This window comes from Burkholderia sp. Se-20373, assembly GCF_017104705.1.
Lineage (GTDB): Bacteria > Pseudomonadota > Gammaproteobacteria > Burkholderiales > Burkholderiaceae > Burkholderia.
This window is the reverse complement of sequence record NZ_JAAGPH010000035.1, coordinates 1-22,727: the sequence shown is the minus strand read 5'-3', so window position 1 is coordinate 22,727 and position 22,727 is coordinate 1. Positions and strand designations below refer to the sequence as shown.

The window sequence follows — 22,727 nt, the reverse complement described above, 5'->3', positions numbered from 1 at the left end:
ATTACATGGAGTGTTCTGTGAACACCGATGCGAGTTGTAGTTGGTCCTCGACCAACTTGACTGCTGCCTGAGGAACACGCGCAGAGCCTCGTCTTCTGCCGCATCCCGGGAAGCAGGATGCGGCGTCCTTCCGGCCTGACTTGACTGGCCAGATCTCCCGCCGAATTTTCATGATTGTCGAATGCACGCGATGCGCCGTCGCGCGCGTGCGTTCGTGTTGCGCGCAGCGTCAGCCGCGTGCGTTCTCCGTTCGCGTGCCGTACGGCCGCGCGCCTTCGTGCGTGCGTCGCCGTCGATCGCCCGTGCCGACTATCCGCAACCGACAGGAGTACAGATGAACTCAGACGACAGTAGTCGATTACCGCTCGCCGGTGCGACGCCGCGCACCGCCCCTCCGGCCGCACCGCCCGCGCCGGCGAGCGTTCCCGCCTTCACCGACCCACAGCCGATCGCGCCTGACGCGACGCGGCGGGGAGCGCTCGTGCGTCGATAACGTCACGGTCGCTCCCCGCCCGCCGCCTCGTGCGCAAGGAGCGACTCATGACGACACGACACAACACATCGCACAAGAAACAGCGCGGCTTCATCAAGGCCGGCGGCGCCCAGCAGAACGATCCGCGCATCATGCGCGCCGCGCAGGAAGCGGCCCGTCCGCTCGACGACACGCTGAAGTCGCTGAACACCAGCACACGCGGCCTCACCTACGACCAGGCTGCCGACCGCCTGCAGCACTACGGCCCGAACGAAATCGCGCACGACGAGCCGCCGCACTGGACCCGCCAGTTGCTGCTCTCGTTCCACAACCCGTTCGTCTACGTGCTGCTGGTACTCGCCGCCATCAGCTTCTTCACCGACGTCTATTTCGCGGCGCCCGACGATCGCGATTACGTCGGCATGACGATCCTGCTGACGATGGTCACGATCAGCGCGCTGCTGCGCTTCGTGCAGGAATTCCGTTCGCTGCGCGCGGCCGAGAAGCTGAAGGCGATGGTCCGCACGACGGCCACCGTGCAGCGTGCCATGACCGACACGTCCGAGCCGACACGCCGCGAGGTGCCCATGCGCGAAGTCGTGGCCGGCGACATCGTGCACCTGTCGGCCGGCGACATGATCCCGGCGGACGTGCGCCTGCTCGCGTCGCGCGACCTGTTCATCAGCCAGGCCGTGCTGACCGGCGAGGCGCTGCCCGTCGAAAAGTACGACACGCTCGGCGCGGTCGCCGGCAAATCCGCCGGCACGCGCGCGGCCGACTCCGCGACCGATACGTCGGCATCGCTGCTCGATCTCGAGAATGTCTGCTTCATGGGCACCAACGTCGTCAGCGGCACGGCGACGGCCGTCGTCGTCGCGACCGGCGAGGACACCTACTTCGGCTCGCTCGCGCGCAACGTCGTGAGCCACAAGCGCATCGAGACGAGCTTCGACCGCGGCGTCGCGAGCGTGAGCTGGCTGCTGATCAAGTTCATGTTCGTGATGGTGCCGATCGTGTTCATGATCAACGGGCTGACCAAGGGCGACTGGCTGAGCGCGCTCACGTTCGCCCTCGCGGTGGCCGTGGGCCTCACGCCGGAGATGCTGCCGATGATCGTCAGCGCGAACCTCGCGCGCGGCGCGGTTGCGATGGCGCGCCGCAAGGTCGTCGTCAAGCGGCTGAACTCGGTGCAGAACTTCGGCGCGATGGACGTGCTGTGCACCGACAAGACCGGCACGCTCACGCAGGACAAGATCATCCTCGAGCATCACCTCGACCTGTCGGGCTACAAGGACGAGGAGATCCTGCGGCTCGGCTGGCTGAACAGCTTCCACCAGAGCGGCCAGAAGAACCTGATCGACATCGCGGTCGTCGCGCGTGCCGACGAGATCGGCGAGCGCGTGAAGCCGCAGGGCTACAAGAAGATCGACGAACTGCCGTTCGACTTCGTGCGGCGCCGCCTGTCGGTCGTCGTCGAGGACACGCGCGGCACGCACCTGCTGATCTGCAAGGGCGCGGTCGAGGAAATGCTGGCCGTCTCCACGCACGTGCAGGATGAGGACGGCGTGCGCCCGCTCGACTTCGTCGCGCGCAAGCGGCTGCTCGAACAGGCCAGCGCGTACAACGAGGATGGCTTCCGCGTGCTCGTGCTCGCCACGCGCACGATCCCGCGCGGCGACGAGCGCGAGCAGTACCGCACCGCCGACGAACGCGACCTCGTCGTGCGCGGCTTCCTGACCTTCCTCGATCCACCGAAGGAATCGGCCGCGCCGGCGCTCGCGGCGCTGCGCGAAAACGGCGTCGCGGTGAAGGTGCTGACGGGCGACAACCCGATCGTCACGATGAAGGTGTGCCGCCAGGTCGGCCTCGAGCCCGGCAAGCCGATTCTCGGTACGGAAATCGAAGCGCTCGACGACGCGACGCTCGCGGAAGTCGTCGAACGCACGACCGTGTTCGCGAAGCTCACGCCGCTGCAGAAGGCGCGCATCGTCAAGGCGCTGCAGGCGAACGGCCACACGGTCGGCTTCCTCGGCGACGGCATCAACGATGCGCCCGCGCTGCGCGACGCAGACGTCGGCATCTCGGTCGACAGCGGCGCCGACATCGCGAAGGAAACCGCCGACATCATCCTGCTCGAAAAGAGCCTGATGGTGCTCGAGGAAGGCGTGATCAAGGGCCGCGAGACGTTCGGCAACATCCTGAAGTACCTGAACATGACGGCCAGCTCGAACTTCGGCAACGTGTTCTCGGTGCTCGTCGCCAGCGCGTTCCTGCCGTGGGAGCCGATGCTCGCGACGCAGCTGCTCGTGCTGAACCTGATCTACGACACGTCGCAGATGCTGCTGCCGTGGGACAAGATGGATCCCGAGTTCCTGAAGAAGCCGCGCAAGTGGGAAGCCGGCAACATCAGCCGCTTCATGCTGTGGGTCGGACCGACGTCGTCGGTGTTCGACATCACGACCTACATCCTGATGTGGACCGTGTTCGGCGCGGGTGCGATGTATCACCTGAACGGCGGCACCGGCGGCCAGATCGTGATGAACTCGGGCTGGTTCATCGAGAGCCTGGTCTCGCAGACGCTCGTCGTGCACCTGCTGCGCACGCAGAAGATCCCGTTCCTGCAGAGCACGGCCGCGCTGCCGGTGCTGCTGTCGACGTTCACCGCGATCGCGATCGGCTGCTGGCTGCCGTTCTCGCCGTTCGCCGAATCGCTCGGCTTCATGCACCTGCCGGGCACCTTCTGGCTGTGGCTCGCCGCGACGATGGTCGGCTACATCCTGCTCGCGCAGATCGTCAAGACGATCTACGTGCGCCGCTACAAGCAGTGGTTCTGAGCGTCCCCGCTTGAAGGCGTCGTGCCGGCCCGCGCCATCCGCGCGGGCCGGCAGGCACGCCACGCACGACAGGTGATCTCCCATGAAAAGAATGCTTCCGCTCGCAGCCGCGAGCGCCTTCCTCGCGCCGTTCGACGCGTTCGCCACCCATCCGCTCGTCAGCGACGATACGGGCACGCAAGGCAACGCGAACTGGCAGTTCGAGTTCAACGCCGAGGAAACCTCGAAACAGGAAGAAAACGGCCGCCACCAGCTGTGGAACGCGACGCTCACGCGCGGCTTCGGCGAGCACGTCGATCTCTACGTGAACGCGCCTTACACGCATCTGCAGACACGCACCGACGAGAATGGCGCCGGAATCGGCGATATCGAGATCGGCATGAAATGGCGCTTCGTCGAGCGCGGCCCGCTGTCGATCGCGCTGAAGCCGAAACTGACGACGCCGACCGGCAACGACCGGCGCGGGCTCGGCACCGGCCGCGTGGGCGCCGGCGCAACGCTGCTCGCGCAGCTCGACGTCGCACGGTTTGCGTTCCTCGCGAATGCGGGCATGACGGTCCAGCCGAATCGCCAGGGCGACCTGACGTCGATCTGGGCCGTGTCGGGCGCGGCGATCTACAAGGCGACCGACACGCTGCAGATCGTGGCCGACATCGGCACGTCGCGCCACACGGCAAGCGGTGCCGGCGCGAATCCCGCCTTCGTGATCGCGGGCGCGATCTATTCGCCGAAGCCGTGGCTCGATCTCGACCTCGGCTACCGGCGCGGGCTGAACGACCAGACCTACGATCATTCGGTGATGGGCGGCGTGACGGTGCGGTGGTAGCGCATCGACGCCGCGTGTCGAACCGCAAGACGACGGGCCGCTTCCAGCGGCCCGTTTTTCATTGCGCGTCGTTCGCGCCGAACAGTTGCGCGCACACCGCGCGCCCTTCGTCGGTCAGCGCGGCGCTGCCGGTGCCGTCCTCGTTCAAGGTCGTCGCGCTCAGGCCCGCGGCGTCGAGCTGCGTCAGCACGCGGCGCAGCGTGCTCATCGGCAGTTGCGCGCGTTTCGCGATCTTCGGCAACGACCAGGTCTTGCCGGCCGGATCGCTCGCGGCGTCGTTCAGCGTCGCGAGCGTCGCGACGAGTGCGGGATCGAGCGGGGCGTCGTCGGATTCTGAAGTCATGGATGGCGGTTGATAAGCGAGACTGGGGCTGGCGATCGGACGACCGCCGCCGGCTGAGGACACTATACCGCTTCGTCCATCATGCATTCTTGATCGCGGCACGCATGAACGACACGAAGCGTGTGGTGACGGGATCGTCGCGATCCGACAGCCACGCGAGCCCGACGCGCCACTTCGCGTCCCGGCCGTCGAGCGGCAATACCGTCGCGTCGCGCAGCAGATATTGCGCACGCGACGGAATGAACGCGACGCCCGCGCCGGCCGCGACCGACGCGAGCACCGACTGCACGTCCTCGGCCTGTTGCGTCACGTGCGGCACGAAACGGCGCTCGACGCACCATCGGTCGACCTGCGCGGCCAACCCTTGGCCGCGTGCGCGCTGCAATGCGATGAAGCCAATCTCGTTGAGCGTGCCGAGATCGGCCGGCACGCGCTTCAGGCCGAGATGCGGCGGCACCGCCAGCGCCAGCGCCTCGTCGATCACCTTGAACGACGACAGCCCTTCGTCCGACGGCAGACGCAGGAATCCCGCATCGAGCTTGCCCGCGCGGAGCCGACGCGTCTGCTCCGCGGACGAGAGGTCGCTCAACGTGACGGCAATGCCGGGATTCCGGCTGCGAAACTCCGCGACGAGCTTCGGGACGAGCGTCAGCACCGACAGGCAGATGCCCAGCCGCAAATGACCGCGTTGCCCGCTCGACAGTTCGCGCGCGCGGGTGAGAATCTCGTCCGCATCGCGCACGAGCGCTTGCGCATCGGGCAGGAAACGCTCGCCGAACGCGGTGAGTTCCGCGCCGTGCCGGCCGCGCTCGAACAGCTTGCCGCCGAGGCTCGCCTCGAGCGCGCCGATCTGCTTGCTCAGCGCCGGCTGGCTCATGTGCAGCGCATCGGCCGCGCGACTGAAATGGCTCAGCTCGGTGACCGTCAGGAAGGTTCGCAGCAGTTTCAATTCCATTCTTAAAAGGAATCGTAACGATCGAAACATTCATTTTACCGATCGAATGCGATGGCGTTCAATACGGACATCCCCTTTCAGGAATCGACCATCATGTCTGCTGATCTCGTCCGTGAATGTCCGCCCGACGACACGTCGTGCGCACCGGCCGCCCTCGATGAGCGCACCGCAACGGCCGATCCGCGCGCGCCGAGACGACGTGCCGAACGCGCTGACGGCCGCGGCCGCCGCTTTCGTTTCGGCGATGCGGTGGATGCGATGAGCGCGCCGAACGACGCGCCGCCGCGCCCTGTGACCGGCTCGATCGCGATCAGTTTTGCGGTGGTGTCGCGGCGCAACTGGCCGCGTTGAGCATCGGCGCTATCGATCCACGATCGCGCCGCGTATCGCGTCATATATCGAGCGACCGCAATCGCGCAGGCCGCTGCGCCCTCCTCGAATCACCGGTCAGCGCATCCCGATTTCACCGAATCGCGCATCTTTTCCCGCCTTCGATCGTCATCGCCCCGCGATCGACCGTATAATTTTCCGCATCCCGCTGACCGCCCACGCATTTCACGCAGCTTCGCCACGCGTGACAAGGAGACTTTCGCTTGACCGGCCTCATCGCGCGCCTGCCTCTCGCCCGGACCACCCTGCTCGTCGCCCTGTCGATGCTGATGTTCGCCTTCTCGACGAACGCGTCGTCCACGCCACGCAATCCGCCGCCGCGCGCCGCGCATGCTCATGCGCCGGCGAAGGCCGTCAAGAAAACCGTCAAGAAGAAGCCGGCCCAGCGCAACAGGAAAGCCGTCAAGCATCGTCGCCCGCGTGTGAAGCACCAGGCGGTCAAGCGTCACGCGGCACCGGCTCCGCAGCAGCGTCGCGCCAAGCGCACGACCGCCGTGCGCCCGCGCCCGGCAGCCAGGCCGCGCCTGATGGCGAGCTGCGGCTACAACCCGCGCGCGGTCAATGCCCTGCATTCACGCGCGGCCTACGTGCTCGACGTCGACTCCGGCACGCCGCTGCTGGCCCGCAACGCACGCACCGTGCGGCCGATCGCGTCGATCTCGAAGCTGATGACGGCCGTCGTCGCGCGCGACGCCGACCGTCCGCTGAACGGCGTGCTGCGCGTCACCGCGCACGACCGCGACACGATCAAGTTCACCGGGTCGCGCCTGCAGATCGGCTCGGAACTGTCGCGCCGCGAGATGTTCCATATCGCGCTGATGTCGTCGGAAAACCGCGCGGCCGCCGCGCTGAGCCGCGACTATCCGGGCGGACGCGCCGCGTTCGTCAACGCGATGAATCGCGAAGCGCGCCGGCTCGGCATGCGCCATACGCACTTCCGCGAGCCGACCGGCCTGTCGCCGCACAACGTGTCGACGGCAGAGGATCTCGCGAAGCTCGTCGGCGCGGCCGCGCAGGATCCGTTGATCCGCTATTTCTCGACGGATACGTCGACCACCGTGCGCCCGGGCGACGGCGAGCTGCTGTACGTGAATTCCGACCCGCTCGTCCGCTACCGCCGCCTGCCGATCCGGCTGCAGAAGACCGGCTTCATCAACGAGTCGGGGCACGGCGTCGTGATGCGCATGCGAGTGAAGGGCCGCCGCGAAACGGTCGTGCTGCTCGGCGCACCGACGCGCGCGGGCGTCTCGAGCGATGCCATCAAGATCCATCGCTGGCTGTCCTGCTCGATCCAGTAAGCGCGCACGGGCGGCCGGCGCGTTCACCCTCACGGAGCGATGCCATGCAGGACGAATACCGCTTCAACGCATTCGGAAGGCTGCTGGCCGTCGTCCGCAAGAACGGCCGCTGGGCCGTGTTCGACCTTGGCACTGAAGGCAAGCGACGCCCGGCCGACCTGCACATTCCGTCCGCGCTCGCCGCCGACGAACTCGCACAATACCTCGGCGACCTGCTGCACGAGGACGCGACCCCGAGATACAGCGAGGTCGTCCCGGTCCCGCTCCGCAGCGCGTAACCGCCCTTCAGCCGCACCGCGATCCGGCGATCGATTCGACAGTTAAACTTGCAAGTTTAACTGTCGTGTTCTATGATCCGCCGCATGAACCCGCCACGCAAATCCGGCGTTTCCGCCGATATCGTCGCCGCCGATCTGACCCTCGCGGTCGGCCAGTTGATCCGCCGACTCCGCTCCGAGATCGAATCCGGCGGGCTCGGCATGTCGCAGACGAGTGCGCTCGCGCGCCTCCAGCGACACGGGCCGATGACGACCGCCGACCTCGCGCGCGCCGAAGCGATGAAGCCGCAGTCGATGAAGGCGACGCTTGCCAGCCTCGAGGAAGACGGTCTGGTCGAACGCGAACCGCATCCGACCGACGGCCGCCAGATCCTGTTCCGGTTGACCGCGGCCGGCCTCGACGCGCGGCTCAAGCGCAACGCCGCGAAACACAAATGGCTCGGCGCCGCGATCGAGCAGCTCGATCCCGAAGATATCGCCACGCTCGCCGCCGCGATCCCGCTGATCCGCCGCATCGGCGAGCAATGAATCCGGCCGGCGCGCCCGGCGGCATTCGCGCGCACGGCTTCCTTCGTCCCTTTCACTGAGTCCCATCATGAGCGCAACCCGTCTCGACACGAACACGGCCCTCGTCGTCATCGACCTGCAGAAAGGCATCGTCGCCCTGCCCACCGCACACCCGGTCGAACCGGTGATCGCGCACACCCGCGCGCTGCTCGACGCGTTCCGCAGCCGCGGCCTGCCGGTCGTGCTCGTCAATGTCGCGGGCGGCGCACCGGGTCGCACCGAGCAACCGCCGCGCACGGCACAGCTCCCGGCCGACTGGGCCGAACTCGTGCCCGAACTGAACCGGCAGCCGGGCGACCACCTCGTGACGAAAAAGACCTGGGGGGCCTTCACCGGCACCGACCTCGACGCACACCTGAAGGCCGCCGGCGTCACGCAGATCGTGCTGACCGGCGTCGCGACGAGCATCGGCGTCGAATCGACCGCACGGCAGGCGCATGAACTCGGCTACAACGTCACGCTCGCCGTCGATGCGATGACCGACCTCAACGCGGATGCGCATGTGAACAGCATCGAGCGTCTGTTCCCGCGCCTCGGCGAGACGGGCACGACGCAGGACATCGTCGCGCTGCTCGACCGGCGCGGCGCGTGAGCGATCCACGCACTCGGCCGGCGCGGGCCCCCGCGGCCGGCCGGCTCGATCCGTCGATCTGGAAGGTCAGCGCGGTCGCGGTGCTGGGCTCGTTGCTGTCGCAGCTCGACGCGACGATCATCAACGTGTCGCTGTCGAGTCTCGCGACCGACCTGCACGCGAATCTCGCGACGATCCAGTGGGTGACGAGCGGCTACCTGCTCGCGCTCACGCTGGTGCTGCCGCTGAACGGCTGGCTCGTCGACCGGATCGGCGCGAAGGCGCTGTATCTGTGGTGCTTCTCGGCGTTCACGCTCACGTCGGCGCTGTGCGGGCTCGCGTGGTCCGCGCCCTCGCTGATCGCCTTCCGCGTGCTGCAAGGCGTGAGCGGCGGGCTGCTCGCGCCGATGGCGCAGATGATGATCGCGCGCGTCGCCGGCCAGCAGATGGCGCGCGTGATCGGCTACGCGGCCGTGCCGGTGCTGCTCGCGCCGATCCTCGGCCCGGTGGTTGCCGGCGCGATCCTGCAGCACACGTCGTGGCGCTGGCTGTTTCTCGTGAACCTGCCGGTCGGCGTGCTGGCGCTCGCGCTGGCCGTGCGGTTCCTGCCCGGCGACCGCGACGACACGCAGCCGCGCGAACTCGACTGGGTCGGCCTCGCGCTGCTGTCGCCGGGGCTCGTGCTGTTCCTGTACGGGATCGAGCGGATCAACGAAGCGCTCGGCATCGCGGCGATCGTCGCGGCCGCGCTGTTGCTCGCGGCGTTCCTGCGGGTCGAAACGCGCAAGGGCGACCACGCGCTGATCGACCTGGGGCTGTTTCGCCGGAAGGTGTTCGGCGCGGCCGCGTCGACGCAGTTCCTGTCGAACGGCGCGCTGTTCGCGGGCCAGATGCTGATTCCGGTGTTCCTGATCCAGGCGTGCGGCCGCACACCCGGCGAAATGGGCTGGCTACTCGCGCCGATGGGGCTGGGCATGCTGGTCACCTACCCGTCGATGGGCGCGCTCACGAGCCGGTTCGGCGTGCGCCGGCTGGCCGCCGCCGGCGCGTTGCTCGCGCTGTTCGCGACGCTGCCGTTGGTGTTTCTCGCGCTGACCGGCTACGATCCGATCCTGCTCGTGCCCGCGCTGTTCCTGCGCGGCATGGGCCAGAGCGCGATCGGCGCGCCGTCGATTTCCGCCGCGTATGCGTCGGTCGAGCGGCGCAACCTGCCGATGGCGACGACCTCGCTCAATATCGTGCAGCGTCTCGGTGGCCCGACGTTCACGACGATCTGCTCGCTGTTCCTCGCGTGGCGGCTGCAGGCCGAATCGGTGGCGAGCGGCGGCACGCAGGCGAACGCGTACGCGTGGGCGTTCGGCCTGCTTTGCGTGCTGCACGCGGCGAGCTTCGTCACGACGCTGCAGCTGCCGTTGTGGTCGGCCGGGGCGGGCGGGAAACCTGCCGGCGCCGCGCGCGCCGGTTCGCGCTGACTGCGGGCGCTGCGTCGCGCTACGTCACGCCGCGCCCCGCGCGCGGCATCGCTACGGCAGCCACATCGGCACGATCGACGCCACCAGCAGCGCGCCGAGCCCGGCATTCAGCCAGCGCCACTGCCGCTCCGTGCGCAGCACGCGCGCGAACAGCAGCCCGGCGAAACACCAGAGCGACAGCGACGCCATCGCGGCCACGCCGAACGCCAGCCCGAGCAACACGCCGAGCCGGGCCGGGCCGGATGCGAGCGCGGCGAACGACGCGGCCGCACCGAGTGTCATCGCCCAGCCTTTCGGGTTGTGCCAGAGCATCCAGACACCGCTGACGAACCCCTGCGGCCGATGTACCGCGGCATCGAGCCGCGGCTTGCCGCCCCGCCCGATACGTACGGCCAGCCACACGAGATACACCGACCCGAGCGCCTTCATCGCGAGCTGCAACGCGGGCCACGCCAGCAGCACGCCGCCGAGCCCGGCGGCGGCAGCGGCGGCCATCGACGCCAGGCCGGCCGCGATGCCCGCCATCAGCGGCAGCGAACGCCGATAACCGAAATGCGCGCCCGAGGCGGTCGCGAGCGTCGTCGCGCCGCCCGGCGTCACGGTGGACACGATCACGAACAGCATCAGCGGCAAGTAGTCGCGGATCGGCACGGAAGCTCCCGGTTGTCGTCGTCGAAGCCTCGTTTTACCCGCGATCTTCCCATTACGACAGCGAAAGCTTTTTATGCCTGCCATTAGCGCTCATAATGCATCGCATGGTACGCAATCTCGACATCGCGCTGCTGCGCGCCTTCGTCACGGTCGCCGAGCATCGCAGCATGACGGCGGCCAGCCGCGCGCTGCACCTGACGCAAGGCGCGATCAGCCAGCAGGTCGCACGGCTCGAAACGCTGTCCGGCCCGCTGTTCGTCCGTGAGCATCGCAACCTGCTGCTCACGGCGGACGGCGAGCGGCTGCTCGGGCAGGCGCGCCGGCTGCTCGCCGTGCACGATGCGCTGCTGACCGACCTGACGGCCGGCGCGGTCGAGGGCACGGTTCGCCTCGGTGCGCCGCAGGATCTCGTCGGCAGCTGTCTCGCGCCGATTCTCAAAGGCTATGCGCAGGCGCATCCGCAGGTCGCCCTCTCGCTCGTGTGCGCGGCGTCGCCGGAGCTGCGCCGCGGGCTCACGCAGGGTGAACTCGACGTCGCGCTGATCGAGGCGCCGGTCGGGCCGTCACGCGGCGAGTGCATCGCCGTCGACCGCCTGGTCTGGGTCGGCGCGAAAGGCGGCACCGCGTACCGGAATACGCCGCTGCCCGTGTCGATGGTCGCGCAGACCTGCGCGTTCCGCCCGACGGTGCTCGACGCGCTGCGCGGCTGCGATCGCGCGTGGCGCACGGTGTTCGAGAACGGCAGCATCGATGCGACAGCCGCGACCGTGCGCTCCGACCTCGCGGTGACCGCCTGGCTCGCGTCGACCGTACCGGCCGACCTCGACATCCTGCCGGCCGACAGCGGCCTGCCCGCGCTGCCGAACTTCGCGATCAACCTGCATCTGCCGCGCGGCCAGCGCACGCCGGCCGCGACGGAACTCGCCCGGCACCTGCGCAATGGCTTCGCACGCGTGCGGGCGGCCGCCTAGCGCCGGCTCCCGCTACACGATGCCCGGTTCCTGCGGCGCCGGCGTCGTGCCGGCCGCCTCCAGTGCCTGGTGCAGTGTCGGGAAGATGCACGACGCGCCGACGATCTCCGTGATCCGGTGACGATCCATGTCCGCGCGCAGGTAGCGATTGACGCGCCCGAACAGCACGCCGATCCCGCGGGCCTGCAGCATCTTGACGAGATCGGTCAACGTCCGCGCGGCCGAGTAGTCGATATCGGTGATCGCGCCCGCGTCGACGACGAACCAGCGCGTCGGCACCGGCGCCGTATCGACGAGTTCGGTCACTTCGGCGGTGAACAGATGATCGTTCGCGAAGAACAGGTCGGAGCCGAACCGGTAGACGATCAACCCGGGCGCCGTCATCGCGCCTGGCCGCGTGGGCACCGGCTGCCACCGCCCGTTGCCTTCGACCGGTTCGAGCACCATCGTGTGCGGCTGGTAGCTGTGGCGCACGTGCCGCATCAGCGACAGCGCGACGGCCAGCAGGATGCCGTGCTCGACGCCGACCGCCACGACGGCCAGTGCCGTCACCAGCGCGAGCGTGAACTCGCCGGGGCTTTCCTTGCGGATCGCGGCGAGACTGCGCACGTTGATCAGCCCGAGCGCGATCGTGAACACGATGCCGGCCAGCACCGCATGCGGCAGATACTGCAGAGTGGTGCTGAAGAACAGCAGGACCACCGCCACCACGGCCGCGAACGCGAGGTGCCCGATCTGGCTGCGCACGCCCGCGCCGTCGGCCATCGCCGTCTGGGTCAGGCTGCCGTTGACGACGAACGCGCCGCCCACCGCCGCCGCCGCATTCGCGGCCGCGAGGCCGAGGATGTCGGCGTTGGTGTCGACCTCCTCGTCGTACTGCTGCGCGAATACGCGTGCGGCGGCCGCACTCTGCGCGATGATCATCACGAAGCAGGAAGCCGCGACCGGCACGAGATCGAGGCACTGCTGCCACGTGACGGACGGCCAGCGCAACGGCGGCAGCCCGCCGGCGACCGGCCCGAGCACCGCGATGCCGTGCGCGGCGAACCGGAACGCGTAGCTTGCGGCGATGCTGCCCACGACCACGATCATCGGCATCGGCACGCGCGGCAGGAACCGCTTGCACGCGAGAATCGCGACGACCACGAGCGCCGCGAGCGCGAACGTCGGCCGGTTCGTGTGGACGAGATGCGTGACGACGTAGTCGAGCTGTGCCAGGCTGCGCGACGCCGGGTACGGCACCGCCAGCCCGAGCATGTCGCCGAGCATCGCGATCGACACCTGCACGCCGACGCCGGCGAGAAAGCCGACCAGCACCGTGCGCGACAGGAAATCGGCGAGAAAGCCGAGCTTGAAGAGGCGTGCGAGCAGCAGCATCGCGGCGGTCAGCAGCGCGACCATGCCGGCCAGCGCCACGTACTCGGTGCTGCCGGCCGGCGCCATCGACGACAGCCGGCTCGCGAAGATCGTCGCGGTCGCGGAATCGGCGGCCACCACCAGATGCCGCGACGCGCCAAAGCACGCGAACGCGACGAGCGGCAGGAACACCGTGTAGAGGCCCGTGACGGCCGGCATGCCGGCGATGCGCGCATAGCCGAGCACCTGCGGGATGTCCATCGACGCGAGCGACAGGCCCGCGAACACGTCGCGGATGGCCCCGCCACGGCGGATCGGAAGGATGCCTTTCAGCAACCGCACGCCTGACGGGCGGCTTTCGTTGGAATCTTGCATGCGTGAAATGCGTGAATACGGGGTGACGGGGTTCGCGAAGTCGTTCGCGCATCGTGCCCCGGGCAGGCGTCACATGGCAAGTGCGCGAAGGCGGCCCATGTCGCTCACCGTCGGCGATGTGCCGCACGCGAAGGCGAGCTTCACACGCGCCGGCACGGGCGACGCTCGCATGATTGCATGGATCGCCGTCCACGCGCATCGAGGCGGGAAGGCCCGCCATGGCGAGGCCCAGCCGACCCCCGTCCCATGCGCAACCGATCCGGCTACACGCGCGTGCATTGGCTCGCGGTGATGCGCCTTCACCACCCGGCCTCACCCGATGACAGAGGAAACCTACGCAATGGTGAGGAGATTCGGGAGCCGCGCACCATGCACTCGCGGTAACGCGCCTGGAACCCGATGGCACAATCACGGTCCCTTTCATGTGCCCTTCACCGGGCGCGCGCCGCGCCGCGGCGCCGATTCAACGCACGAGAAGGCCCCTGTTTGCCCCTATGACCCTGAACGAATCCTGGTTTGCGCCGCTCGTCGGCATCCTCATCCTGCTCGCCGCTGCCGGCGCGATCACCGCCGTCGTCCACTTCCTGTTGTTCCGCGTGGTCGCGCGGCTCGCGCGGCTGTCCGCCACGCGCGTCGATGACGCGCTGTTCGAGTTCGGCGCGTTCAAATGGCTGAACCGCATCGTCCCGTTCGTCGTGGTCAAGTTCGGGCTCGGCGCGGTGCCCGGCATCCCCGAGACGGCCGCGGAGGCCGCCGACAAGGTGCTGTTCGCGCTGATCGTGTTCCTCGTGACGATGACCGTCAGCGCGACACTGTCGGCGCTCGAACACACGCATCGCACGTACCAGCGCGATCAGCGCGGTCAGCCGCACCTGTCGCTGAAAGGCGCGATGCAGCTCGTCAAGCTCGTGATGTTCATCACGGCCGCGCTCGTCGTGATCGGCGACGCGACCGGCAAGCAGATCGGCCTGCTGCTGTCGGGCATCGGCGCGATGTCCGCGGTGCTGATGCTGATCTTCAAGGACACGCTGCTCGGCCTCGTCGCGGGCGTGCAGCTGTCGTCGAACGACATGCTGCGGATCGGCGACTGGATCACGATGCCGTCGGCCGGCGCGGACGGCACCGTGATCGACATCACGCTGAACACCGTCAAGGTCGCGAACTTCGATCACACGATCATCACCGTACCCACCTGGAAGCTGATCACCGAGAGCTACCAGAACTGGCGTGGAATGACCGAAGCAGGCGGGCGCCGCATCAAGCGCGCGCTGTTCGTCGACGCGACGAGCGTGCGCTTTCTCTCCCACGACGAGATCGAACGGCTCGAACGCCTGACGCTGCTCAAGGACTATCTCGAGGACAAGGTCGACGCGATCGAGCAATGGAACGGCACGCTCGGCGCGGCCGGCGACTGCCCGGCGAACCGCCGCCAGTTGACGAACCTCGGCACGTTCCGCGCGTATGTCGCGAACTACCTGAAGGGCCATCCGCGCATCCGCCGCGACATGACCTGCATGGCGCGGCAACTGCCGCTCACGGCCGAAGGCATTCCGCTCGAACTGTACTGCTTCACCGACACGACGACGTGGGTCGACTACGAGGCCATCCAGTCCGACCTGTTCGATCACCTGATCGCGGTGCTGCCGGAGTTCGGGCTGCGCGTGTACCAGCACCCGTCGGGCTTCGACATGCGGCAGATGGTCGGCGCCGCGCAAGCCGGGCTGCAGGCGCCGCACGCGGGGTGACGCGTGCGGTGGCGGCCGATCATCGGCCGCCGCCTGCCGCGCGGCCCCCGGGCATTCAGCGCGCCGCGCACTCCGACGCGAGCCGCCCGAGCACCTTCAGCGCATCCTCGATCTGCCGCGACCACGGATAGCTGTAGTTGAGCCGGATGAAATGCCGGTAATCGGTGCTCGCCGAGAACATGTGCCCGGGGCCGACCGTGATCCCTTGCGCGAGCGCGACCGCATACAGCTTCATCGCATCGACCTGCCGCGGCAGCTCGACCCACAGCACGTACCCGCCCTGCGGCTGCGACAGCCGCGTGCCTTCCGGGAAGAAACGCCGCACCATCGCGCTCATCAGGCTCGCCTGCTGCGCGTACTGCTTGCGCATGCGCCGCAGATGGAAATCGTAGCCGTCGTATTTCAGATACTCGGCAATCGCCAGTTGCTCGATCGCGGGCGTGGCCAGCGTGTTCAGGAATTTCAGCTTCTCGACCTGGTCGCGGTAGCGGCCCGGCATCGCCCAGCCGATCCGGTAGCGCGGCGACAGGCTCTTCGTGAACGACGCGCAATGCAGCACGAGCCCGTCGCGGTCGAACGACTTCAGCGCGCTCGGCGTCGTGTCGCCGAAGTGCAGCTCGTGATAGACGTCGCTCTCGATCGCCGGCACGCGGTGCTTCGCCAGCAACTCGACGAGCGCGCGCTTGCGCGTGTCGGGCATCTGGAAACCGAGCGGATTCTGGAAGTTCGGCATCACCATGCACGCGGCGATGCGCTCGCGTTCGAGGACCCGTTCGAGCGCGTCGAGATCGATGCCGTCGACCGGGTGCGTCGCGACTTCCAGCGCGCGCATGCCCATCCGCTCGATCGCATGCAGCATCGCGTAGAACGTCGGCGACTCGACGGCGATCGTGTCGCCCGGCTTCGCGACCGCCTGCAGGCACAGGTTGATCGCCTCGGTCGCGCCGATCGTCACCACGATCTCGCCGGGTTCGACCGCGATCCCGCGCTCCGCATAGCGCCGCGCGATCTGGCGGATCAGCTCCTGGTTGCCGGGCGGCAGATCGTCGATCACGCCCCAGCGCGTGCGGCGGCGGCCGATCGTCTGCGCATAGCGCGCGAGACGCTGCACCGGAAACTGCGACGCATCGGGATACGGCGAGCCGAGCGGCACCGCGTCGTCGCGCGAGATCGAGCGCAGCGTCGACAGCACGAGCCGGCTCACGTCCACGGCCGACGGCTCGGCGGCCGGCGCCGACATGTGCAGCTCGGCCTCGGCCGGCGCCGACGCGCGCGCACGGACGAAATAGCCCGATTGCGGCCGACTCTCGATCAGGCCGCGGCTTTCCAGCACGAGGTACGCGCGCAACACGGTCGTGACGCTGAGCTGCTGCTGCCGGCTCGCCTGCCGCACCGACGGAATCCGCTCGCCGGGCCGGTACACGCCACGCTCGATCTGCGCCTGGAGATCGTCGGCCAGTTGTTCGTAACGCTTCACGCGCCTCCCTTTCAAATCCCCTTCAACAATACAGTTGCGATCCGCACTGCCTGAATGGGCGCAACTGTACTCTTTTTTGGAGTGAACAGGTGTACACACAGCCGGATGGGGGCCGCGCGTACTCTGCACCCATCGACTCCGACACCCGCTGCATCATGAAAAAGAAATCCGCCACCGCGCGCATCGAACCGTACACCCACCCGGCCGCCGGCTGGGGCGCGCTGAAAGCCGTCACGATCAACCTGATCAAGGAAAAGGTCGCGGGCGGCAACTACCGTACGCTGCTGCGCCAGAACCAGCCGGACGGCTTCGACTGCCCGGGCTGCGCGTGGCCCGACCGCCAGCACGCATCGACGTTCGAATTCTGCGAAAACGGCGTGAAGGCCGTGGCGGCGGAAGCGACGAGCAAGCGCGTGACGCCCGAATTCTTCGCTGCGCACACGGTCACCGAGCTGCTCGAACAGTCGGATTTCGAACTCGAGCAGCACGGCCGGCTCACCGACCCGATGGTGTACGACGCGCAGACCGACCGCTACGTGCCGATCGCATGGGACGACGCGTTCGCGCTGATCGCGCGCCACCTGCGGGCATTGCCCGACCCGAACCAGGCTGCGTTCTACACGTCCGGCCGCGCGAGCAACGAAGCGGCGTTCCTGTACCAGCTGCTCGTGCGCCTGTACGGCACGAACAACTTCCCCGATTGCTCGAACATGTGCCACGAGGCAACGAGCCGCGGGCTGCCGGCGTCGGTCGGCGTCGGCAAGGGCACGGTCACGCTCGACGATTTCGAACACGCGGACACGCTGCTGATCTTCGGCCAGAACCCGGCCACCAACCACCCGCGGATGATGGGCGAGCTGCGCGAGTGCGCGAAGCGCGGCGCGACGATCGTGTCGATCAACCCGCTGAAGGAGCGCGGCCTCGAACGCTTCGCCGATCCGCAAAGCCCGCTCGAGATGCTGACGATGTCGGGCACCAAGATCGCATCGACGTTCATCCAGCCGACGATCGGCGGCGATTTCGCGCTGATCAAGGGGATGGCGAAGCGCGTGCTCGAACTCGACGACGCCGCGCGCGCCGCCGGTGCGCCGCGCGTGCTCGACACCGCGTTCATCGGCGAGCACACGGCCGGCTTCGACGCATTCGCCGACGATCTGCGCAACGAAAGCTGGTCGGCGCTGACGGCCGAAAGCGGCGTGCCGTACGAACAGATCGACAGCCTCGCGCGGCTCTATGCGCGCAGCGAGCGTGTGATCGCGACGTGGGGCATGGGCATCACGCAGCACAAGCATTCGGTCGCGACCGTGCAGATGCTGACGAACCTGATGCTGATGCGCGGCAACATCGGCCGCCCCGGCGCGGGCCTGTGCCCGGTGCGCGGCCACTCGAACGTGCAGGGCAACCGCACGGTCGGCATCGAGGAAAAACCGTCGCAGGCATTCCTCGACCGGCTCGGCCACGTGTTCGACTTCGAACCGCCGCGCCACCACGGCCTCGATGTCGTCGAGACGATCGAAGGAATGCTCGAGGGCCACGTGAAGGTGCTGATCGGCCTCGGCGGCAACTTCGCGATGGCGACGCCCGACACGCCGCGCACGTGGGAAGGCATGCGCCGCTGCGACCTCTCCGTGCACATCACGACGAAGCTGAACCGCAGCCACCTGATCCACGGCCGCGACGCGCTGATCCTGCCGACGCTCGGCCGCACCGAGATCGACCTGCAGGACAACGTCGCGCAAGGCGTGACGGTCGAGGATTCGATGAGCATGGTCCACGTGTCGTACGGGATGAACAAGCCGGCGTCGCCGAACCTGATGTCGGAGCCCGCGATCGTCGCGCACATGGGCCATGCGCTGTTCGGCAGCGGCAAGATCGACTGGCTTGCCTACAAGGACGACTACGCGAAGATCCGCGACGCGATCGAGGCGACGCTCGACGGCTTCTACGACTACAACACGCGCATCGCACGGCCGGGCGGCTTCCACCTGCGCGTCGCGTCGCGCGACCGCGAATGGCTCACGCCGACGGGCAAGGCGAACTTCATCGCGCACGCGCTGCCGGCCGACACGCCGATCCAGCGTGCCCGCGCGCTGCACGGCGAGCGCCTGATGACGCTGATGACGACGCGCTCGCACGACCAGTACAACACGACCGTCTACGGGCTCGACGACCGCTATCGCGGCGTGTTCGGCCAGCGCCGCGTGGTGTTCGCCAATCGTGACGATCTCGCGATGTTGGGCCTTGCGGCCGGCGACTGGGTCGACATGGAAACCGTGTGGCACGACGGTATCGAGCGGCGCGCGGCGGGCTTCCTGCTCGTCGAGTACGACATCCCGCGCGGCTGCATCGGCGCGTACTACCCGGAAACGAACCCGCTCGTGCCGCTCGACAGCGTCGGCGACGTGTGCAACACGCCGACGTCGAAGTCGATTCCCGTGCTGCTGCATCGCGCGGCCGCGCCGGCCTCGATCGCCGCCTGACGGAGCGCGGCGATGATCGTTCGTCCGCGCGAGCACTGGTTGCGGATGCTGCTCGTCTGGAACGGCTCGGTGCTGCCGACCATCCTGCCGCAGCTCGTGCTGACGCTCGCGATCAGCCTCGTCGCGGTCTGGGGCGGCGGCCGCGTGCTCGGCGAGAAGGTGCCGCTGAACCCGACGCCGTTCACGCTGATCGGCCTCACGCTCGCGATCTTCGCGGGGTTTCGCAACAACGCGAGCTACGAACGCTACCGCGAGGGCCGTCAGCTGTGGGGCGGCGTGCTGACCGCCACGCGCACGCTGGTGTCGCAGGCGCTCTGCTACGGTGCGATCGACCGTGACGAGGCATCGCGGCGCGCGTTCGTGCGGACGGTCGTCGCGTATGTTTATGCGCTCAAGCATCAACTGCGCGGCACCGATCCTGCCGCCGACCTGCGCGGGCTGCTCGACGGCGCCGCTTACGATCGCGTTGCCGCTGCGCGCTTTCGCCCGGTCGTCATCGTGCACGCGCTGCGCGAAACGTTCGCCGCACGCGCCGATGCGGGCCACCTCTCCGACACGCGGCTGTGGATGCTCGATGCGCGCCTCGACGATCTCGTCGCGATGGTGAGCGGCTGCGAGCGGATTGCGTCGACGCCGATCCCGTTCTCGTACGACGTGCTGCTGCACCGGACCATCTACGCGTACTGCGTGCTGCTGCCGTTCGGTCTCGTCGATTCGATCGGCGCGGCGACGCCGTTCGTCAGCGTATTCGTCGCCTATACGCTGATCGCGCTCGACGCGATCGCGCATGCGATCGCCGAGCCCTTCGGCGACGGACCGAACCATCTCGCACTCGATGCGATGACGCGGCAGATCGAGCGCACGCTGCTCGAGCTGAACCGCGAGCCGCTGCCGGCGGAAGTGAGGCCGGGCAAGGCCTATCGGCTCAGTTGATCCGGCCGACTCGGCCCGACAGTGGCGCCCGTGACGGATTCCGCACCGGCTGCGCCACGGTCACAAGTCCTGCGTAGCGCACGCTGATGATGCAGCAGTACCTGCGCCTTATGTGACAATGGTTCAACAACAAAGCTACGCTGAAACCTACGCCAAATAATTCCTGATCTGGATTCTCCAACGGCGATACGCTAATGCCCGTGAGTCCGCTTGCGATCAATCCACACGTCACCCCCTCTGTGATCCGCCGGATTCCAGTAACGGTCTTCGTGCCCCGGCCCCGGATCGACACCCCACAACACCGCGCGCCCCTTCGTCGGCGGCTCGTCGGCGCGTCGAATGGTTGACGCGAGAAGTCGAAGCATGGGCAGAAGCACGGGGCGTATCGGATTCCTCCCGCCGGCGAACTGCGGGACAGGTCGCCGGAAGGCAGATGGTGATGAGGCTTAATGCGAATCACCCTTGACCATACTCTCTGCAACCTTACTGCGCGGATACTGACATTTAATTTGCGCTCGCGCTCGTCGAAACGGGCGCGAGCCGATCAACCGCGTCAGACCTGCTTGATGTAGAAAGTAACGGTTGCGTTGTCCCCTGAGCCACCGTCATAACCAACCTTGTAACCGGCAGCACTGACGGTTATCGAATACCCGTTACTGCCGTAATACGGATTATCCCAATAGAGACGCAAATTCTCGATACCCCCGCCATCGGCAAATTGATATTGAAGCTTCCCCTCGGTTCCGGTCATAAAACCGTCCGAATCGCTCTCCCATTCACCAGCTTGACCATTCGGGATTTTCTCTGGCGGATACGTTTTCCATTCGCCATGCAGCAGATTGATCGATGCCGAATCCAGAAACAATGTGCTACCCGAATTGTTTTGCAACTTCACAACAGTGCTTCGTGCGGACATTTCGGTCTCCACTATAGAGGGTGATTGCGCATCGCAGAGATTCAGAACTCAAACTCCGCAGCGCGCCTCAAAAAATACGACACCCACACCCACCCCGAAAGCTGACAGTTATAGCAGGACAAATCCAATTAAATTATCGGAGAAACTGCTCTTAAATATGAAACGCCATAAATTAATGCCACAAAACATCAAAAATAGAATCGAGAAGCGCTCAATTCGAAACAATCTCGACACCGCCCGATTCAAACCTTCGATAAGAAGTCCGACTACCCCACAATTCGACGATCGACCGGTTCCGAGCCTGAAGAGACTCTTGAGGCTGGCCCAATTTCCGTCCCAGTCCTGGTTGGAAAATTCCGGCTCTTCGGAGCGGGCCGAATCGGCCCGATCGGTGCACTGGCGGGCGAAGCACGCCGGCCACGACAGCTGCGTCGCGCGTCGAGCCCTCCGTCAATCCTCGCGGCCGCGCAGGAAGCCGTCGTGCGCGGCCGCCGTCTCCGCGATCGTTCTCAGCAACACCGCACCGCGCAGCAGCGCACGGCCGTCGTCGCTGTCGACTTCGGTCACGCGCCGCAGCAGCACGCGGGCTGCCGCGTTGCCGGTTCGCGCGAGCCGCGCGAAATCCGCGCGCCCGACCCGCCCTCGCACCAACACGACCGCACGCCGCGCCGCCGGCTCGCGCGCGGCCAGTTCGGCCAGCGACAACAGGCTGTCGCCGATCGTCCAGGCCGCGAGCAGATCGCGCAGGTCGCGTTCGATGAGCGTGGGCGACAGACGGCCCGCGAAACCGAGTTCGCGCCCGAGACGGTCGGCCGTGCGGCTCAGCCACGCGCTCGCCCGCCACGCCCGTGGATTGCGTGCGATGCGCACCAGATCGTCGCGCACCGCGCGATGCAGGCGCCGGCGGCTCGTGCCGGGATCGCCGGGAAACACGAGCGCGAACACCAGCGCCCCGAACGCGATGCCGAGCAGCGTGGCGAGCGCCGAATTGAGAAACGCGGCATCGCCGATGCGCGCCGTGTTGTCCGGCGACGTGAAATTCCAGAAGAAGATCGAGAAGCCGCTGCCAATGCCGGCCGTGCGCGGATTGCGCATCGCGATGCCCGTGCCGATCATGAACACGCCGAGGATATCGGCAAGCATCTCGAAGCCCGACACCGCCGGCAGCAGCACGAAATTGCACAGCGCACCCGCGACCGCCGCGCAGGCCGCCCCTTTCAGGAAGCCGACGGTGGCGCCGACCGAGTTCGGGCGCGTCGAGAACAGCGCGCAGACCACGCCCGTGATCGCGACGAACCCGGCGCCCGACGGCCACGCGGTGACGATCCAGAGCGCCGACGCGACCAGCACGGCGACGAACGCGCGAATGCCGTTGTGCCATGCGAGCACCGGATCGTGGTGGAACGCATAGCGCACGCGCGACGCCGGCGGATTCGGCCGATCCAGCTGCGCCTTGCCCGCAAAGGCGGCGTCGAACCCGGCAAGCAGCGCCGCCAGCCGGTCGAGCGTGAGCAGGCGCGACGGATCCGAGCCGGCCGGCTCCGCGGCCTCGGCACGCACCGCGTCGTCCACGCGCGCACGCAACGCGGTCAACTCGGATCCCGCTTCGCCCGTCGCGGCCACGCCGTCGAGCACCTGCGCGGCATCGGCGACCAGCGGGTCAGCTCGGCAGAGCGTCGTGTAGGGACAGAGTGTTTGCCTATGTGTACAGACCGGTGGTCGCCGCACCAGTCAAAAAGCACTCCACGGTCATAACCATACTTCGACTATGACCGTCGCATCATACCTTCTCTCACCCGTCGCCACAACGACCGTCA

General features: G+C 67.5%; 18 protein-coding genes and 1 pseudogene. 12 read left to right on the top strand and 7 right to left on the bottom strand.

The features are described from left to right. Positions 1–540: 540 nt before the first annotated feature. Positions 541–3,306, top strand: coding sequence for a magnesium-translocating P-type ATPase (mgtA, locus tag G3N96_RS14465; protein WP_206137616.1), 2,766 nt, complete (start codon positions 541–543; stop codon positions 3,304–3,306). Positions 3,307–3,388: 82 nt separating this feature from the next. Next, the gene (locus G3N96_RS14460) at positions 3,389–4,132 is read left to right on the top strand and encodes a transporter (protein ID WP_124577285.1); all 744 of its coding nucleotides are present in this window, start codon (positions 3,389–3,391) and stop codon (positions 4,130–4,132) included. 58 nt (positions 4,133–4,190) lie between these two features. Here the strand turns inward: G3N96_RS14460 and G3N96_RS14455 are convergent, their stop codons facing one another. Together G3N96_RS14455 and G3N96_RS14450 are read right to left on the bottom strand one after the other, a co-directional pair. Further along, positions 4,191–4,475, bottom strand: a complete 285-nt coding sequence (locus tag G3N96_RS14455; protein WP_069251804.1) for a transcriptional regulator — start codon at positions 4,473–4,475, stop codon at positions 4,191–4,193. 79 nt (positions 4,476–4,554) lie between these two features. Further along, on the bottom strand, positions 4,555–5,430 hold the full coding sequence (locus G3N96_RS14450; RefSeq protein WP_089442252.1) for a LysR substrate-binding domain-containing protein: 876 nt from the start codon (positions 5,428–5,430) through the stop codon (positions 4,555–4,557). 51 nt (positions 5,431–5,481) lie between these two features. Between G3N96_RS14450 and G3N96_RS14445 the strand changes: the two genes are divergently transcribed. From G3N96_RS14445 to G3N96_RS14420, 6 genes are all read left to right on the top strand, one after another. Further along, positions 5,482–5,781 (top strand): hypothetical protein, encoded by a 300-nt coding sequence (locus G3N96_RS14445; RefSeq protein ID WP_206137615.1) that lies wholly within the window; start codon positions 5,482–5,484, stop codon positions 5,779–5,781. Between the two features lie 242 nt (positions 5,782–6,023). After that, entirely contained in the window at positions 6,024–7,118 is a 1,095-nt protein-coding gene (locus tag G3N96_RS14440) for a serine hydrolase (RefSeq protein ID WP_206137614.1), read from the top strand. 44 nt (positions 7,119–7,162) lie between these two features. After that, a complete protein-coding gene (locus G3N96_RS14435) occupies positions 7,163–7,396 on the top strand; it encodes a hypothetical protein (protein WP_174916511.1) in 234 nt (77 codons plus the stop codon). Positions 7,397–7,468: 72 nt separating this feature from the next. Continuing rightward, positions 7,469–7,924 (top strand): MarR family transcriptional regulator, encoded by a 456-nt coding sequence (locus G3N96_RS14430; RefSeq protein ID WP_124577295.1) that lies wholly within the window; start codon positions 7,469–7,471, stop codon positions 7,922–7,924. 67 nt (positions 7,925–7,991) lie between these two features. Continuing rightward, positions 7,992–8,555, top strand: a complete 564-nt coding sequence (locus G3N96_RS14425; RefSeq protein ID WP_206137613.1) for an isochorismatase family protein — start codon at positions 7,992–7,994, stop codon at positions 8,553–8,555. Then, positions 8,552–10,006 (top strand): DHA2 family efflux MFS transporter permease subunit, encoded by a 1,455-nt coding sequence (locus G3N96_RS14420; RefSeq protein WP_206137612.1) that lies wholly within the window; start codon positions 8,552–8,554, stop codon positions 10,004–10,006. Before G3N96_RS14425 ends, G3N96_RS14420 begins: the two co-directional genes overlap by 4 nt. Before the next feature lie 51 nt (positions 10,007–10,057). Here the strand turns inward: G3N96_RS14420 and G3N96_RS14415 are convergent, their stop codons facing one another. Then, the gene (locus G3N96_RS14415; RefSeq protein ID WP_206137611.1) at positions 10,058–10,657 is read right to left on the bottom strand and encodes a LysE family transporter; all 600 of its coding nucleotides are present in this window, start codon (positions 10,655–10,657) and stop codon (positions 10,058–10,060) included. Positions 10,658–10,752: 95 nt separating this feature from the next. Between G3N96_RS14415 and G3N96_RS14410 the strand changes: the two genes are divergently transcribed. Continuing rightward, complete coding sequence (locus tag G3N96_RS14410) at positions 10,753–11,628, top strand: LysR substrate-binding domain-containing protein (RefSeq protein WP_206137610.1); 876 nt, start codon at positions 10,753–10,755, stop codon at positions 11,626–11,628. Positions 11,629–11,640: 12 nt separating this feature from the next. On the opposite strand, the gene G3N96_RS14405 is transcribed toward G3N96_RS14410, so the two are convergent. After that, entirely contained in the window at positions 11,641–13,359 is a 1,719-nt protein-coding gene (locus tag G3N96_RS14405) for a SulP family inorganic anion transporter (RefSeq protein ID WP_206137609.1), read from the bottom strand. 494 nt (positions 13,360–13,853) lie between these two features. Between G3N96_RS14405 and G3N96_RS14400 the strand changes: the two genes are divergently transcribed. Then, on the top strand, positions 13,854–15,104 hold the full coding sequence (locus tag G3N96_RS14400) for a mechanosensitive ion channel family protein (RefSeq protein ID WP_206137608.1): 1,251 nt from the start codon (positions 13,854–13,856) through the stop codon (positions 15,102–15,104). A gap of 55 nt (positions 15,105–15,159) precedes the next feature. On the opposite strand, the gene G3N96_RS14395 is transcribed toward G3N96_RS14400, so the two are convergent. Next, positions 15,160–16,581 (bottom strand): PLP-dependent aminotransferase family protein, encoded by a 1,422-nt coding sequence (locus tag G3N96_RS14395; RefSeq protein WP_206137607.1) that lies wholly within the window; start codon positions 16,579–16,581, stop codon positions 15,160–15,162. A gap of 155 nt (positions 16,582–16,736) precedes the next feature. Here G3N96_RS14395 and G3N96_RS14390 point away from each other — a divergent pair, with 155 nt between their 5' ends. Together G3N96_RS14390 and G3N96_RS14385 are read left to right on the top strand one after the other, a co-directional pair. Then, the gene (locus G3N96_RS14390) at positions 16,737–19,061 is read left to right on the top strand and encodes an FdhF/YdeP family oxidoreductase (protein ID WP_206137606.1); all 2,325 of its coding nucleotides are present in this window, start codon (positions 16,737–16,739) and stop codon (positions 19,059–19,061) included. A 12-nt stretch (positions 19,062–19,073) separates the two neighbouring features. Then, positions 19,074–19,994 (top strand): bestrophin family ion channel, encoded by a 921-nt coding sequence (locus G3N96_RS14385; protein ID WP_206137605.1) that lies wholly within the window; start codon positions 19,074–19,076, stop codon positions 19,992–19,994. Positions 19,995–20,547: 553 nt separating this feature from the next. On the opposite strand, the gene G3N96_RS14380 is transcribed toward G3N96_RS14385, so the two are convergent. Beyond that, the gene (locus G3N96_RS14380) at positions 20,548–20,910 is read right to left on the bottom strand and encodes an aegerolysin family protein (RefSeq protein ID WP_206137604.1); all 363 of its coding nucleotides are present in this window, start codon (positions 20,908–20,910) and stop codon (positions 20,548–20,550) included. Positions 20,911–21,360: 450 nt separating this feature from the next. After that, a pseudogene (locus G3N96_RS14375) lies at positions 21,361–22,572 on the bottom strand (FUSC family protein); the annotation flags it as partial. Positions 22,573–22,727: the final 155 nt, after the last annotated feature.